General features: G+C 70.3%; 10 protein-coding genes. 2 read left to right on the forward strand and 8 right to left on the reverse strand.

Annotated features, from left to right (window positions below; genetic code table 11):
- The first annotated feature begins 52 nt into the window (after positions 1-52).
- The gene (locus tag LQ757_RS17350; RefSeq protein WP_231048523.1) at positions 53-1,336 is read left to right on the forward strand and encodes a lipopolysaccharide biosynthesis protein; all 1,284 of its coding nucleotides are present in this window, start codon (positions 53-55) and stop codon (positions 1,334-1,336) included.
- A gap of 52 nt (positions 1,337-1,388) precedes the next feature.
- Positions 1,389-3,305 (forward strand): glycosyltransferase, encoded by a 1,917-nt coding sequence (locus LQ757_RS17355; RefSeq protein WP_231048524.1) that lies wholly within the window; start codon positions 1,389-1,391, stop codon positions 3,303-3,305.
- 58 nt (positions 3,306-3,363) lie between these two features.
- Here LQ757_RS17355 and LQ757_RS17360 read toward each other — a convergent pair whose 3' ends face one another.
- The 8 genes from LQ757_RS17360 to LQ757_RS17395 all read right to left on the reverse strand — a co-directional run bounded on the left by LQ757_RS17360 (position 3,364) and on the right by LQ757_RS17395 (position 16,283).
- Entirely contained in the window at positions 3,364-5,214 is a 1,851-nt protein-coding gene (locus LQ757_RS17360) for a cell wall-binding repeat-containing protein (RefSeq protein WP_231048525.1), read from the reverse strand.
- 128 nt (positions 5,215-5,342) lie between these two features.
- The gene (locus tag LQ757_RS17365; RefSeq protein WP_231048526.1) at positions 5,343-7,259 is read right to left on the reverse strand and encodes a cell wall-binding repeat-containing protein; all 1,917 of its coding nucleotides are present in this window, start codon (positions 7,257-7,259) and stop codon (positions 5,343-5,345) included.
- Between the two features lie 151 nt (positions 7,260-7,410).
- Positions 7,411-8,562: a UDP-galactopyranose mutase gene (gene glf / locus LQ757_RS17370; RefSeq protein ID WP_231048527.1), complete on the reverse strand. Its 1,152-nt coding sequence runs from the start codon at positions 8,560-8,562 to the stop codon at positions 7,411-7,413.
- Positions 8,559-9,860 carry a nucleotide sugar dehydrogenase gene (locus tag LQ757_RS17375; protein WP_231048528.1) on the reverse strand — a complete coding sequence of 434 codons (1,302 nt, stop codon included), beginning with the start codon at positions 9,858-9,860 and terminating at the stop codon, positions 8,559-8,561. Before LQ757_RS17375 ends, glf begins: the two co-directional genes overlap by 4 nt.
- A gap of 63 nt (positions 9,861-9,923) precedes the next feature.
- Complete coding sequence (locus tag LQ757_RS17380; protein ID WP_231048529.1) at positions 9,924-11,948, reverse strand: cell wall-binding repeat-containing protein; 2,025 nt, start codon at positions 11,946-11,948, stop codon at positions 9,924-9,926.
- Between the two features lie 75 nt (positions 11,949-12,023).
- Positions 12,024-14,021 (reverse strand): cell wall-binding repeat-containing protein, encoded by a 1,998-nt coding sequence (locus LQ757_RS17385; RefSeq protein WP_231048530.1) that lies wholly within the window; start codon positions 14,019-14,021, stop codon positions 12,024-12,026.
- A gap of 65 nt (positions 14,022-14,086) precedes the next feature.
- Positions 14,087-15,190: a glycosyltransferase gene (locus tag LQ757_RS17390; RefSeq protein ID WP_231048531.1), complete on the reverse strand. Its 1,104-nt coding sequence runs from the start codon at positions 15,188-15,190 to the stop codon at positions 14,087-14,089.
- Positions 15,177-16,283, reverse strand: a complete 1,107-nt coding sequence (locus LQ757_RS17395) for a glycosyltransferase family 4 protein (RefSeq protein WP_231048532.1) — start codon at positions 16,281-16,283, stop codon at positions 15,177-15,179. Before LQ757_RS17395 ends, LQ757_RS17390 begins: the two co-directional genes overlap by 14 nt.
- Positions 16,284-16,299 lie beyond the last annotated feature (16 nt).

Consider the following 16,299-nt stretch of genomic DNA (forward strand, 5'->3'; position numbering starts at 1 on the left):
TGTGAAACATCGGATTCCACCTCTTCGTGTATATAGGAGAGAATGTCGGGGAATGCGCACGACACCCCGGGCGCCAGAGCCCGAGTCCGACGGAGGTCGCGAGCGCGTGAACACCAGGAAGGCGCTGCGGTTCGCAGGGGGCTACGGCCTGTCGGTGGCGATCAGCGGAGTCGTGAGCCTCGCCGTCATCCCCGCGATCATCGTCGCCGCCGGCGCGGATTCCTGGGCGACCATCGCGGTGGCGCAGGCCGTGGCCGGGTTCGCGTTCGTCTTCGCGGTCTACGGGTGGGGCGTGGTCGGACCGACCGAGGTCGCGAGCCTCACGAACGACCGACGCGGCGCGTACTACTTCGAGTCGCTGCTCAGCCGAACCTGGCTGTGCATCGTGATCCTGCCCGTCTCGATCGTCATCGCCATCGTCATCATCGACGGTGATGCGTTGCTCGCGGGCCTGACGGTGGCGAGCGGGGTGCTCGTCGCACTCGGCGCGGGGTGGTTCTTCGTCGGTGAGGCGAGTCCGCTGCGGTTCCTGCTCATCGACACGATTCCGCGCATCGCCGGCACGGTCGCCGGAGCGGTCGTGCTCATCGCCACCGGCGACGTGATCGCCTTCGCCGCCCTGCAGCTCGCCGGCGTCATCGTCTCGGCCGTGATCAGCACGTGGAACATCCTCTCGCGCTACCGCGGCTGGCACCTGACGCTGTCACCGGTTCGCGCGCTGCGCAATCTTCGCGGGCAGGCGAGCCCGGTCGCGATGTCGGCGACCTCGTCGATCTACGTCAACGTGCCGATCGTGCTCATCGACCTCTTCCTGCCGCAGGCGACCGCCGTCTACGCCCTCGCCGAGCGCATCGTGCGGCTCGCGCTGTACTCGACGCGACCGGTCGTGCAGATCGCCCAGGGGTGGGTCCCCACCCCCGACCCCGTCGAGTTGGCCGGGCGGGCGCGACGGGTCACCGCGATCGCGCTCGGCCTCGGCGCGCTCGGCGGCATCGTCTACGCCGTCGCCGGCCCGTGGATCGGCGAGGTGCTCTCGGGCGGCACCCTGTCGATCCCCATCGCCCTGGCGGTGCCGATGGCGGTCAATCTCGCCGCGATCCTCGCGTCGCAGCTCACGGGGTTCGCCTGCCTCACCGCGTTCGGACTGACCCGCGCCCTCGCGACCAGCACGATCGTCGGCGCCGTCGTCGGCACCGCCCTGATGCTCCCGCTGCTGTTCTGGATCGGCGCCCCCGGCGTCGCGTGGGGCCTCGCCGCCGCCGAGCTCTGCGTGCTCGGCGTGCAGCTCGTGACGCTCGCTCCGAAACTTCGCAGGCGAGAGACAGTAGGCTCTTAGTCGCGTCACGGGGGCTGGCGCAATCCATCGATCCCCTACGGAGCACTACAGCGTGAGCTTGACCTGGAACGAGATCCAACGCGTCGTCTTCCCGCAAGACGCCGATCCCGACGTCATCTCGCTGTACGTCGACGCCGACGTGTGGGCGAAGGTCGGCGAACGCGAGGTGCGCGTGAGCGACCGTGCGCACCTCGACGACATCGTCGGGCGCGACCGCTTCCGCATCGGGGCCGGCGACCGGGTCTCGTTCGCGAGCTACTTCAACGCGTTCCCGGCCTCGTACTGGCAGCAGTGGACGAACGTCGAGCGCGTGCGCCTCACCGTCGAGACGAGCGGCGAAGGCACGCTGCTCGTCTACCGTTCGACCGCTCAGGGAGTGCCGCAGCGCGTGGCATCCGAACCGTTCACCGACACGGTCGTGCACGACATCGAGCTGCCGGTCACGTCGTTCGGCGACGGCGGCTGGTACTGGTTCGAGGTCGTCGCGGGCGACAGCGAGGTCGTCGTCGGGGGCGGCAGCTGGACGACGGATGCTCCGCAGCTGCGTTCCGGCGGAGCCTCGATCGGCATCACCACGTTCAACAAGCCCGATTACTGCGTGCGCACCCTCGAGGCCCTCGCGGCCGACCCCACCGTTCGCGACGTCCTCGACCGTGTGTACATCGTCGACCAGGGCAATCAGAAGGTTCGCGACGAGGCCGGGTTCGACGCCGTCGCCGCTGAGTTCGGCGACGCCCTGACCATGATCGAACAGCCGAACCTCGGCGGCTCGGGCGGGTTCGCGCGCTCGATGGCCGAGACCGTCGACGCGGGCGAGAGCGACTTCGTCATCCTGCTCGACGACGACGTCACCATCGAGCCCGAGAGCATCGCGCGCGCCGTGCGCTTCGCGCGCCACACCACTCGGCCGATGATCGTCGGCGGGCACATGTTCGACCTGCTCAACCGCCCGGTGCTGCACGCGTTCGCCGAGACCGTCGACCTCAAGCCGTTCGTGTGGCGGGCGCAGCCGCACGAGGCGGTGCCGCACGACTTCCGGTTCTCGAACCTGCGCCAGACCGCCTGGATGCACGCTCGCATGGACGCCGACTACAACGGGTGGTGGTTCTGCCTCATTCCGACCGAGGTCGTGCGCAACGTGGGCCTGTCGCTGCCCGCGTTCATCAAGTGGGACGACGCCGAGTACTGCCTGCGTGCGCGCGGCGCGGGCTACCCCACGGTGACCCTGCCGGGCATGGCGCTCTGGCACGTCTCGTGGCTCGACAAGGACGACTCCATCGACTGGCAGGCGTACTTCCACGCGCGCAACCGCATCGTCGCCGCCCTCCTGCACTCCCCGCACGCCGGTGGCGGTTCGCTCACGAGCGACAGCGAGCGCTGGGACCTCAAGCACCTGCTCTCGATGCAGTACTACCCCGTGACCATGCGGCACCGGGCGCTTCGCGACATCCTCTCGGGCCCTTCGCACATGCAGCGGGGCATGCCCACGATCCTCGGCGAACTCCGCGCCGCGATGGCCGAGTTCCCCGAGAAGACGGTGCTGCGCGACGACGACGAGATCCCGATGACCGTCGAGGGCAAGCGCGTCTACCCGGTGCCGACCGGTACCACCGGCCCCAAGGGCCCGCGCGGCATTCCGCTCGCGCTGTTCACGGTGAAGATGACCGCTCGCCAGTGGTTCACGAATCCCGACCCGGCGAACGTCGCCGAGCCGCAGGTCGAGCTCGCCAAGCGCGACGGCACGTGGTTCCGCCTGCCGTACTTCGACAGCGCGCTCGTCTCGACGGCCGACGGCGCCGGAAAGGTGCGCTACACGCGCGACCGCACGACGTTCCGCCGGCTGCTCACCGACAGCCGGCGCCTGCATCGCGAGCTCAAGCGGCGCTGGCCCGAACTCTCACGGCAGTACCGCGCGGCACTGCCCGAGATCACCTCCCCCGAGGCGTGGCGCGAGCACTTCCCGAAGTAACCGCTGCGGCCGGTCGCGCAGCCTACGGTCGGGCGCCGACGCGGCGCCCGACCGTGTCTCAGCAGGACTGCAGTGTCGCGACTCGACTGCTGAGCGCCCCCGAGCCACCGAGCAACGTGAGGTGCGTCGTGCCCTTCGCGAACACCGCGACCCGTGTCGGCTGCGGCACGCAGGCCGACTGCGACAGGAAGAGCGGATCGCCGGACGCGCCCGCCGCGGCCGCGCCCGTGAGGGCGTCGGGGAACGCGGTGCCCGTTGCGACGTAGGCGTTCGCGGTCGTGCGGAACACGGAGTTGATCGCCACGCTCGTCGAGTACCGGTCGATGCCGGCGTATCGGCGTACCGTGAACCCGGCCGAGCCGAGGCTCGATTGCAGGCCACTCGAAACCACGCCCGTGCCGCCGGCGATGCGCACCTCGCCGACCCCGAGGGTGCGGAGCACCGTGGTGGTCGGCCCGTCGACTCGAGCCGCCTTGCCGTCGACGAGCACGACGGGAACGTCGAGCGCGCCGGCGGCCGCACCGGCGCTGAGTCCGTCGGGGAAGTCGCGACCGGTGGCGACGTATGCCCTGGCGACGGACGCACCGCGGAATGCGTCGGCGGCGATGTTGCGCGAGGTCTCGTAGCGGTCGGCGCCGCCGATGCGCCGAACCGGTGCGATCTTCGCGAGCGTGCTCGCGGTCGATGCGCCGATGGCACCGGTGCCCCCGACCACGACGATGCGTTGCGGCGCGAGGCGGTTGAGCTCGGCGAGCGTCGCCTCGGGAACCGACCACTTCGCGGTCAGCAGCATCGGTCCGCCGAGGTGCGCGGCGGCCGGGGCTGCCGCGAGCGCGTCGGCGAACTGCGTTCCCGAGGCGACGTACACGACCGGGACACCGGGTTCCTGGTATCCCGCGAGCGAGATGGCCGCGGCGGTGGCGTACCGGTCGGTGCCCTGCAGTCGCGTCGAGGTGAGCGCGGCACCCGCGCGGGGGTCGCCGAACCAGTCGCTGTACATGCGCCAGAAGTTGCGGTTGCCGTACGACGAACAGGCATCGCCCGTGCCGTAGAGGTTCGTGATCGCCGCGGCGTTGGGCTGGAGCGGCGTGTAGTAGTAGAGCGCGGCGGTCGCGGCGTTGGCGATCGTCACGTTCGAGGTCTTGCATGCCGAGTTGGGGTGGTAGGCGATCGCGTTCGGCTGCCCGATCTTGAGCGTCGTGAACGACCCCGCGGGGTTGTTGTACCAGGTCAGCTGACGCGCGGCGAATGCCACCTGCTTGAAGAAGCTGGCGTACTCGGGATCGCAGGCGGCCGTGTCGGGGCATCCGAACCCCATCGCCTTGGCGAGCGTGCCGGTCGACGGGGCTTTGTTCGTGAGCAGCGACTGCTCCTTCTGCAGGGTCACGAGGATGACTCGCGCGCTCAGCGAGCACACCTGCTGCACCTTGAAGATGATGCGCGCCGCGGACTCGCTGGCAGCCCCCACGTACGGGTCGCATGTGCCGTAACTCCAGTTGATGTTCTGGGTCGGCATCTTCAGGTTGGGGAGGCACTTGACGTCCGTGCAGCCGGCGCCCATCTTCACGAGGAACGCCTGGATCTGCGACTCGCTCATCGCGTTGGCACGGTAGAAGTTCGCGTCGGCGATGAGATTGCCCGCCGTGAACCCCGAAGCGGCCGCGGCCTGGAACGTCGATGATGCGGATGCCGCTCCCATTGCTTCATCGATCGCGGAGCGCGCCTCGGCGTCGGCGACGGCCTCGGGGTCGCCCGGTACGGCCTCACCGGCTCGCGCCGCCTGACCCTCGAGGTGCTCCGAATAGGCCGCTGCGTCGTCGAATGCGTCGCCGCCGGCGGCGTGCGCGGGTGACACGACGGCCGCCGCGAGCAGCAGGGCCGAGACGAGACCGATGGCGAACTTCTTCATTCCTGCACCTCCGGGGCGCACCCCACGGTGGCGCCGGGTTCGGGCCGATGCAAAACGGACGTAGGGGTCCGGTTGTCACCCTAACGGGAGGCGCCGCCCCGTGTCATCCCCTATTCAGGATGTGGTGCTCAGCAGAGCCGAAGGTACGCGACCCGGTCATTCAGCGCGCCAGGACCGCCGAGCAGCGTGAGCGAGGTCGCGCCGTGCGCCAGCAGGGCGCTGCGCACCGGGCTCGGCACGCACGTCGGCCGTGCGAGGTACAGCGGATCGCCGGCTGCGCCTGCAGCCGCCGCGCCGCTGAGCGCATCGGGGAACACCGTTCCGGTCGCCATGAACACGTTCTGCCGCATCCCGAACGCCGCCTGGTTCAGCGCGACGCTCGTCGCGTAGCGATCGGCGCCGCCGTACCGCTTCACCGCGAGCGATGCGGTGCTCAGGCTCGACGCGATCCCCGCCGAGACCGCACCCGTGCCACCTGCGATGCGCACCTCGGCCACGTTCAGCGCGGTGAGTGTCGTGAGCGTTGCCGCATCGAGTTGCCCGGCCGCCCCGTCGACGAGCACCACGGGCACGCCCTGTGCACCCGCCGCGGCACCCGCCGACAGCCCGTCGGGGAAGTCGTGTCCCGTCGCGAGGTACGCGACCGCAGCCGAGTCGAACGCCTGGTCGGCGAGCAGGCGCGAGGTCTCGAAGCGGTCGACCCCGCCGACCCGTGCCGTCGGTGCGATCGCGGCGAGGGCCGTCGCCACCGGCCCGCCGACAGCTCCCCAGCCGCCGGCGATCACGATCCGCTGCGGTGCCAGCCGCTTCAGCTCGGTGAGCGTCGCGCTCGGAACCGTCCACTTCGTGGTGAGCAGCAGTGGCCCGCCCTGGTGCGCGGCAGCGGGCGCCGCAGCGAGGGCGTCGGCGAAGTCGAGTCCCGACGCGATGTACACGACCGGCACGCCAGGGGTCGGGTAGCTGCGCTTGGAGATCGCGGCGGCGGTCTCGTAGCGGTCCTCGCCCGACATCCTCGTGATCGGGATCGCCGTGCTGACACGCGGGTCGCCGAACCAGTCGCGGTACATGCGCCAGAAGTTGCGGTTGCCGTATGACGAACACGCGTCACCGGTGCCGTAGAGATTCGAGAGTGCAGCCGCATTCGGCTGATAGGGCGTGTAGTAGTAGAGCGCCGCGGTCGCGCTGTTCTTGATGGTCACGTTCGACCCGCCGCAGCGCGCCGCGTCGGGGTGGAAGAGGATTCGGTTCGCCTGCCCGACCTTCAGCCACGTGAACGAGCCGTTCGGGTTGCCGTACCAGGTCAGCTGCCTCGCCGCGGCGAACACCTGGTTGAAGAAGCCGTAGTACGTGGAGTCGCACTCGGCGGTGTCGGGACATCCGTACCCCATCGCCTTGCGCAGCACGCCCGCCGTCGGGGCGGGGTCGGTGAGGAGCGACTGCTCCTTCTGCAGGGTGACGAGGATCACCTTGGCGCTGAGGTTGCACGCCCGCTGCACCTTGTAGATGATGCGCGCCGCCGGCTCGGCGGTGCCGCCGCGGTAGGTGGCGCAGGTGCCGAAACTCCAGGTGCGGGTCGGCGTGTTCATCTTGAGGTTCGCGAGGCACGACGAACTCGAGCAGGTGCCGACCATGCGCTTCAGGAACGCCTGGATCTCGGCCTCGGTCATCGCCGAGCCGTTGCGGAAGTTGCTGTCGGAGATCAGGTTGCCCGCGGTGAACGGCGCGGTGGCCGCCGCTACGAATCCCCCGGCGTCCGTGCCGGCATCGAGCGCCGTGCGCTGCGATGCGGCCTCTCGTGCCGCCGCGTCGCCCGGGATCGGCTCGGCGGCCGTCTCGGCCTGCTGCGCGACGTGCGCCTCGTGCAGGGCGAGTTCATCGACGGTGTCGTCACCGCCGCCGATCGTCGGAGCCGCCGGCGCGGCCGGCGCTGTGCGCACCGCGGACGGTGTGGCCGGTGCCACGGGATTCTCGGACGCGTGCGCGGGAAGCCCGAGGCTCGACGCGACGAGCACCCCTGCCGCGATTCCGACGACCAACCTCTTCATGCAGTAACCCCCGCGCTCGCGACCCGTGCATCGGCGCCGGGTTCGGGCCGTGTGGATCGTGCATGCAGGGATCTTGACTCACCCTAATGACCGGCGCGCGCTGCGGTCATGCGCATCGCCGATCAGAGAGAGCGAGATCGACCGACGCAGGTCAGCGAGACAGGTGCTCTTCGAGCCGGTTGCTCCACATGCTGAGCGCCGAGCCGATCGCCATGTGCATGTCGAGGTATTGGTAGGTGCCGAGTCGGCCGCCGAAGAACACGTCGGGTTCACCGTCTTGCAGCTCGCGGTAGGCGAGCAACGCCGCGCGGTCGTGCGGCGTGTTCACGGGGTAGTAGGGCTCGTCGCCGCGGTCGGCGAACCGCGAGAACTCCCGCATGATGATCGTCTTGTCGGCCGGGTACTCGCGCTCGGGGTGGAAGTGCCGGAACTCGTGGATGCGCGTGTAGGGAACCGAGTCGTCGGCGTAGTTCATGACCGAGGTGCCCTGGTAGTCGCCGACCGCGATCACCTCGCGCTCGAAGTCGAGGGTGCGCCAGCTGAGCTCGCCCGCCGAGTAGTCGAAGTACCGGTCGACAGGCCCGGTGTACACGACCGGCACGTTGCCGACGGTCGAGGCCTTGTTGATCGGCTGCGAATCGTCGAAGAAGTCGGTGCTGAGCTTCACGTCGATGTTCGGGTGATCGGCCATGCGCTCGATCCACGCCGTGTAGCCGTCGACGGGCAGGCCCTCGTGGGTGTCGTTGAAGTAGCGGTTGTCGTAGTTGTAGCGCACCGGCAGCCGGCTGATGACCTCGGCCGGGAGCTCGGTCGGGTCGGTCTGCCACTGCTTCGCCGTGTAATCGCGGATGAACGCCTCGTAGAGCGGGCGGCCGATCAGCGAGATCGCCTTCTCTTCGAGGTTCGCTGCCGACTTCGTGTCGAACTCGCCGGCCTGCGAGGCGATGAGCTCGCGTGCCTCGGCCGGCGAGTAGGCCGCGCCGAAGAACTGGTTGATCGTGCCGAGGTTGACCGGCAGCGGATACACGACACCGTTGTGGTTCGTGTAGACCTTGTGCTGGTACGAGGTGAACGCGGTGAAGCGGTTGACGTACTCCCAGACCCGCTCGTTCGACGTGTGGAAGAGGTGCGCACCGTACTTGTGCACCTCGATGCCCGTGGTCGGGTCGTCCTCGCTGAACGCGTTGCCGCCGATGTGGTCGCGACGGTCGATGACCTGCACGGTGAGGCCGAGCTCGGTCGCGGCGCGTTCGGCGATCGTCAGACCGAAGAACCCCGACCCGACGACGACGAGGTCGGTCATCGCACGCCTCCAGCGCCGATGACGAGCCTCGGCGTGCCGACCCAGCGGTCGGCGGCGGTGGCATTGCGGCCGTCGACGAGCAGGCGGATGCCCGGGACATCCGTCGCCGACAACTCGGCGTAATCGGCGTGGTCGGCCTGCACGATCGCGAGGTCGGCGGACTCGCCGATGTGGAACGGGGTCCACCCGAAGCGCTCGAGCTCATCGTCGGTGTAGAGCGGGTCGTGCACGGCGACCTTCGCTCCCCGCGACTGGAGCGCCTCGACCGTGGCGAACACGCCCGAGAATGCGGTCTCTTTCACGCCGCCGCGATACGCGGCGCCGAGCACGACGGCGGTGAGTCCGGTGAGGTCGCCGAGCACGCCGGAAGCCTGCGCCACGAGCCGGTCGGGCATCGACGCGTTCAACAGGCGCGCGGTGCGCACGATCTCGGCGTCGTTGTCGGTCGAGAGGTAGAGCCGCGGATACACCGGGATGCAGTGTCCGCCGACCGCGATGCCCGGGCGGTGGATGTGGCTGAACGGCTGCGAGTTGCACGCCTCGATGACGGCGTAGACGTCGATGCCGACCTCGTCGGCGTAGAGGGCGAACTGGTTCGCGAGGCCGATATTGACGTCGCGGTAGGTCGTCTCGGCGAGCTTCGCCATCTCGGATGCCTCTGCCGAGCCCATGTCCCACACCCCGTTGGGGCGGGCGAGGTCGGGACGCTCGTCGAAGGTGAGCACGGACTCGTAGAACTCGACCGCGCGCGCCGAGCCGGCTGGCGAGAGGCCGCCGACGAGCTTCGGGTACTTGCGGAGGTCGGCGAACACACGCCCCGTGAGCACGCGCTCGGGCGAGAACACGAGGTGGAAGTCAGTGCCCTCGGTGAGGCCCGAAACCTCCTCGATGAGCGGCTTCCAGCGGCCTCGCGTGGTGCCGACCGGGAGGGTCGTCTCGTAGGAGACCAGGGTGCCGGGCGTGAGGTGCTCGGCGAGCGAGCGGGTCGCGGCATCCATCCAGCCGAAGTCGGGCTCCCACGTGGTGTCGTTCACGAAGAGCGGCACGACGATGACGACGGCGTCGGCACCCGGGATCGCGTCGGCGTAGTCGGTCGTCGCGCGCAGGCGGCCGGCGGGCACGAGCTCGGAGAGCTTCTCTTGCAGGTGAGCCTCGCCGGGGAACGGCTCGGTGCCGGCGTTGACCAGGTCGACGACCGCCTGGTTCACGTCGACGCCGACGACCTCATGGCCCTGATCGGCGAACTGCACAGCAAGGGGGAGGCCGATCTTTCCGAGGGCCACGACGGCGATACGCATGGACTCCAGTCTACGATGCGGCGAAGGCCGGATCGTTCGCGAGGTGTCCGATGCGGGATGCAGCTAGGGTTCGATCAGCCCCGGCACGGCGCCCATCTCGAGCGGCTCGACGCCGGGCTCGAAGTCGGAGCCTTGGGCGCGTTCGAACGCGGTCGGCTGCCAGTCGGCGTTCAGCAGCGACGACCACTCGGCGAACCGCGCGTCGCCCGTGATGTCGGCGAGGGTCTGCAGCTGCCAGACGAAGATCGGGTGGTAGTGCTGGTTCTGCCAACTCGGACTCTGGCAGTACTCGGCCTGCACGCAGTAGTACATGACCTCGCCCTCGACGCGCACGAGCGGCATGATTCGTGCCAGCACGGTGCTCGCACCGCCGTCGAAGTATCGGGCGGCCTCGGCGTTGCCGGTGAGGCGCCAGTAGTCGTAGAGCCCGAACATGGCGAAGATGTGCGTGTTCGCCACGAGCAGGGGCGGTTGGTTCGTGGCGGCGAACCCTTCGAAGTAGAGGTGGCCGTCGATCGCGAGCGAGCCCCACGGCCCGGTCTTCGTGTACTGCTGCGGGAAGCTCTCCCACGTGCGGTCGGCGGCCGTGAACCAGTGCGGTTCGCCGGTCTCGGTCGCCAGCCGACTGAAGAGCGAGAGCGCCTCACCCTGCGCCATCATCGACCACCAGGGCGCGGCGAGCGTGCGTTGGATATAGGTCCAGCGGAACGGGTAGGGGTACCACCACGCGCCGTCACGTTCGACGTGCATCTCGATGAGCTTCTCGCCGTGTCGCACCGCGCGCTCGAGCCAGAGCGGGTCGCCCGTGCGGTCGAACTCGATGAGCGCCGAGAGGCCGTACTGCGCGTAGACGACCGGGTGGTCGGCCCGCTGGTTGTTGTCGACACGCCGGTAGATGCGCAGCCCGGTCGAGTCGAGTACGACCGAGGGGCTGTAGACGTCGACCGGGGGCCGGTCGGCGAACGGCACGACGTCGCCCGCCAGGCGCCATCGCGAGGTCGCCCAGTTCGCGAGCGGCTCGCCGGTGTTCGGATACACGCAGCGCGCGGCATTGGCGGCCGTCTCGGAGACGGCACCGGTGCCGCCGAGCACGACGCGGCTGGTGGCCCCCAGGGCGGTCATGGTGTCACTCACCGCGGGGTGGACGCAGCCGCGCGGCGTCACGTTGATCGGAGCTGCCAGCTGCCCGGCGAGGGCTGCCCCGGCGATGGCGTCGGGGAAATCGAGTCCGGTCGCGAGGAACGTCGTCCTCGACGAGCCGGGCGCGAAGTACGCACGGTTGATGAGCGCCGCGGTGTCGTAGCGGGTGGTGCCGCCGTATCGGGTCACGTCGTAGCCCGACGCGCTGAGCTGCGAGTGGATGGCGTTGCTGACCGCGCCGGGGCCGCCGGCGATCGAGACCGAACGCACACCGAGGCGGGCGAGCTGGGCGAGGGTGGCGGTGCTCACGGTCGGCCTCGTGCCGTCGACCAGCACGATCGGCGCGCCGCGCGACCCCGCCGCACCGGTCGCGGCGAGGGCATCGGGGAACGCGCGGCCGGTCGCGATGATCGCATGGTCGGAGGTGGTGAAGGTCGACCGTACGATCGCGAGACCGGTCGCGTATCGGTCGACGCCGGCCAGACGCGTTGTGGGTGCGACGCGGTGCAGCGCGGACTGCACGCCCGCGGCGACCGCGCCGACGCCGCCGATGAGCACGATGCGGGCGGGAGCCAGTCGGCGCAGTTCGTCGAGCACGACACTCGGGAGCTGCGTGGGCTGGGTGAGCAGCAGCGGGCCACCGGCCAGCGCGGCCGCCGAGGCGCCCGCGAGTGCGTCGGGGAAGTCTGCGCCCGAGGCGACGAATGCCACGGGAACTCCGGGAGCGTGCAACCGCGACACCGCGACGGCGGTCTCGTAGCGCGACGCCCCGCTCAGCCGGGTGACGCCGTCGGGAATCGGCTCGGGGACCGTCTGCACGGCAGCCGTCTGCAACCCGGCCGGCACCGCCGCTGCCACCGTGACCGGCGCCGCAGGCACGAGTGCCAGCGCCAGCCCGATCGCCATCGTCATCGCCGTCACCACGGCGAACGGTGCATGAGACCGCATGTCGCTGCCCTCCATCGGGTGGAACGCGCGGTCAGCCGCGCCGTTGCCTGAGCTTAGCCGCCCTTGTGCGTGGCGCTACGGCGCGACTCCCGCGAACTGGTCGGGCACGCCCGGCTCGAAGTCGGAGGTCGACCCGAACGTCCTCGCCGGACGGTCGGCCCGGAGATCGGCCGCCCACGTGGTGAACCGCGTGTCGCCGGTGATGCGGGCGAGCGTGTCGAGCTGCCACGAGTGGATGCCGTGATACGCCGCGTTCTGCCAGAGCGGGCTCTGGCAGTACTCGGCCTGCACGCAGTAGTACGAGGTGCCACCTGGTACCCGCACGAGCGGCATCATGCGGTCGACCACCGCGGTCGCTCCGCCGTCGAAGTACCGGGCGACCTCTGCGTTGCCGGTGTAGCGCCAATAGTCGTAGAGGCCGAACAGGGCGAAGATCTGTCCGTTGAGCACGAGCAGCGGAGGCTGGTTGCCCGCGTACTCCTCGAAGTAGAGATGCCGGTCGATGACCAGGCTCGACCAGGGTGATCTCGCCGAGTACGGCTGTTTGAAGGTCGCCCACGTCTTGTCGGCGGCGGTGACCCACTTCGCCTGGCCGGTCTCTTCAGCGAGGCGGGTGAACAGCGAGAGTGCCTGCCCCTGCGCCATCGCCGAGTACCACGGCGCCTTCATCGTGCGGGTGTAGTAGGTCCAGGGCCAGTTGTAGGGGTACCACCATGCGCCGGCTCGCTCGACACGGATCTGCGTGAGACGGTCGGCGTGCCGGATCGCACGGGTGAGCCACTTCGGGTCACCCGTCTCCTGGTACCTGGCCAGCGCCGCGATGCCGTACTGCGCGTACGCCACCGGATGGTCGCCACGGGTTCCGGTGTCGCGTCGGAGGTAGATGCGAAGCCCCGTCGAATCGAGCTTGATCGAGGGATCGTCGACGTTCACCGCGGGGATGTCGAAGTACGGTGCCGGGATGTCGCTGGCCAACTGCCATCCCGTGAGCGCCCAGTCGGCAAGGGGCTCGCTCGTGATCGGGTACACGCACCTCGCGTCGGCCGCGGCCCGGTCGGAGACGACCGCGGTGCCGCCCAGGACTACTCGGCTGGGGGCGTCGACCTGGCGGATCGCATCGCTCACCGCGGGGTGCATGCACGTGCGGGGCGTCACGTTGAGGGGGGCGCCGAGGTGTCCGGCGAGGGCGGCCGCCGCGAGCGCGTCGGGGAAGTCGACTCCCGTCGCGACGAACGTCGATGCCGCCGCGCCTGCCGGGAAGTACGCCTGATTGATGAGGGCCGCGGTCTCGTAGCGGGAGGCCCCGCCGTAGCGCGTGACCGAGTACCCGTTCGACGTGAGCTGCGACTGGATGCCGTTGCTCACCGCGCCGGGCCCGCCCGCGATCGAGATCGAACTCACGCCCAGGTCGCCGAGCTGCTTCAGTGTCGCGGCCGGGACGGTCGAGCGTGCGCCGTCGACGAGGATGACCGGCGCCTGGCGAGCCCCGGCGGCTCCGGTCGCCGCGAGTGCGTCGGGGAACGTCCGCCCGGTGGCGATGACCGCGTGATCGGCGCCACCGCTGAAGGTCCTCGTGATGATCGCCCGCCCCGTGGCATACCGGTCGGCTCCGTAGAGTCGTGAGGTCGGGGCGATTCGGTTGAGCGCCGTTTGCACGCCCGAGCTGACGACGGCGGAGCCGCCGACGACATAGATGCGCGCGGGGCGCAACCGCGTCAGCTCGTTCGAGACCGCGGCGGGCAGTTGCGTCGCAGGGGTCAGGAGCAGGGGGCCGCCGCGGAGCGCAGCTGCCGCCGCCGCGGACAATGCGTCGGGGAAGGCGGTGCCGGTGGCGACGAACGCCACCGGTACGCCGGGCGCATAGCGCTTGGACACCGCGACGGCGGTCTCGTAGCGCGAGGCGCCGCTCAGCCGGGTGATGCCGGCGGGGAACGGTGCGACATCCGCCGACGCTGCAGTCGAGGTCGCGGATGTCGCGGTCGTGGCTGTCGCCGAAGGTGCAGGTACGACGAGCGCGAGGGGAAGGGCGAACGCGGTCGCCAGCGCGACGACGATGTGCGCGCGAAAACGCATTGGTTGCTCCGAGCTCTCGAGACGACAAGACTGCGGAGGTGATTCGCCCGCACTAGCCAGTGAGCCTACAGCGTCGGCCCGGCTTCGGGTTTCGCAACCCGCCCGCCCTCGCGACCGGCCAGCCAGGTGGCGAACGCGAAGCGCAGCGGCGCCTCGCGCGCCGCGACTCGGAGCGGGTTCGCGGGGATGAGGGACGCCGGCGTCGCGAATCGGCGCCGCGCACGCGAGCGCGCATCGAGGTCGTCGTCGCTCGCCGTAGGATCGGCGATCGCGCGGCGAAGTGCGAGCTCGGCACGTGAGAGCACGGCGACCGCGCCCGGTGCCAGCCCCTCGATCGCATCGGCGACCGCCGCGAGCGCACGCCGATCGTCGGGGGTCCAGTTGCCGCTGCGGTGATGCACGGCGCCGAACACCGAGATGCGCCAGAGCTTGACGGCGAGCGCCTCGCGCGATCGACTCGGCAGCGCCGTGACCCATTCGTCGGAGACGAGGCCGGTCACCGCCGCCAGTTCATCCTCGATCGGGCGGTGGGTGAAGGTGACGCGCACGGCGTCGTCATGGATCACGTACTCCGCACCCGATCCGACGCGTGCGATGCCTGCGCCCGAGAACCAGAGCCTGGTCGAGTACGCGAGGTCCTCGCCGGTCGCGAGCCCGGGCGTGAAGCGCAGCGCTCCGAAGCGCTCGCGGGCGACGAGGCCGATCGGCGCCGTGCGGTAGGCGAGTCGGTCGCGAACCCCGTCGAGCCGGGTGGCGCGGCCCGGCCTGGTGGGTGGCGTCGGCACTCGGCGACCGCCCGCATACCGCATCGCGGGGATCACGACATCGGCGCCGTGCCGATCGGCCGTAGCGATCCACGCGTCGATCGCGCCCTCTGCGAGTTCGTCGTCGGACCCCATGATCGCGGTGAACCGGGCGGTCGCCAGCTCGAGCCCGCGATTGAACGGACCCGCGGGACTGCCGATGCCGTCGTCGAACGGCTCGAGCCGCACCCTGCGGTCGTCGGCAATGCGCCCGAGCCCGGCGGCGATCCCGTCGACTGGCGTGTTGTGGCAGACGACGAGCACGCGCGCGACCCCTGACGAGGTGAGCACCGAGCCGACCGCCCGGGCGATGGCACGCCGGGGATCGTGCACGGCGATGACGACATCGACCTCAGTCGCGGGCACCGGCGATCCTCTCGGCATCGGCGTAGACCTCCGCATAGGCGGCGCGACGGCGCTGCTCGGTGAAGCGCTCGGTGACCGACCGCGCGATCTGCTCGGCGGTGCGATCGGCATTCGCCGCGACGACGCGTTCGACGGCGTCGGCATAGGCGGTCGGCGCCTGCTCGCCGACGAGCACGCCGTCGGGCTCGTGCACGAACTCGGCCTGCTCGCCGCGCGCGCCGACCACGACCGGGCGGCCGCTGGCGAGCGCCTCGGCGATGGCGACGCCGAAGGTCTCGCGCGTGGTCGGCAACAGGAACACGTCAGCCTCGGCGAGCGCGGCCGACACGTCGGCCGGAGCGACCCGACCGCGCAGCCGCACCCGGTCTGCGACACCGAGGTGCTGCGCGAGCGCCTCGACCTCGGCGCGCATCGCGCCATCACCCACCCACGTGAGCTGCGTGTCGCGCCCCCGTGCGACGAGTTCGGCGAGCGCTCCCACGGCCACGTCCGGCCCCTTGCGCGGAACGAGCCCGCCGACGCCGACCAGTCGCAGCACGTCGTCGTCGCGTCGCTCGACCAGGGCGTCGGGCACGGTCACGGCGTTCGGCACGACGACCACCGGCTTCTGCCGCACGCTGCGGATCTTCCGGGCGAGTTGCGAACCGACTGCGACAACGACATCGGGCCGGCGCAGCAGCCGCATCGTGGTCGGCACCCCGAGCCGGGCGTGCAATGGCACCGTCTCGGGCGCGAGCAGGCCCGACCAGTGCTCGGTGTGCACCCATGGACGCGGCACGTCGAGCCGCCTGAACGGCAGCAGCGCCGACGCCGCCATGCTGTGCACGAGCTCGTAGTCGGCCAGCATGCCGCGCAGCTCGCGAGCCGCGGCGGCCACGCTCAACGGATTGGCAGGCGACATCGGCAGCGAATCGAGCGTCCAGCGCCGGTCGGATGCCGCGCCGGAGCCGTCATCGGACCGCGCCGACGCCGACAGGTGCACGACGTGCACATCGTGGTCCTGTGCGAGCAGATCGATATCGCGCTCGACGAAGATCCCCGACTCGGGTGCCCGGGGCGTCGGCAGCCAGGTCGTGACGACGAGCAGTTTCACGCCTCGACGCTATCAG

It is taken from the genome of Agromyces cavernae, assembly GCF_021044935.1.
In the GTDB taxonomy this organism is placed as follows: domain Bacteria; phylum Actinomycetota; class Actinomycetes; order Actinomycetales; family Microbacteriaceae; genus Agromyces; species Agromyces cavernae.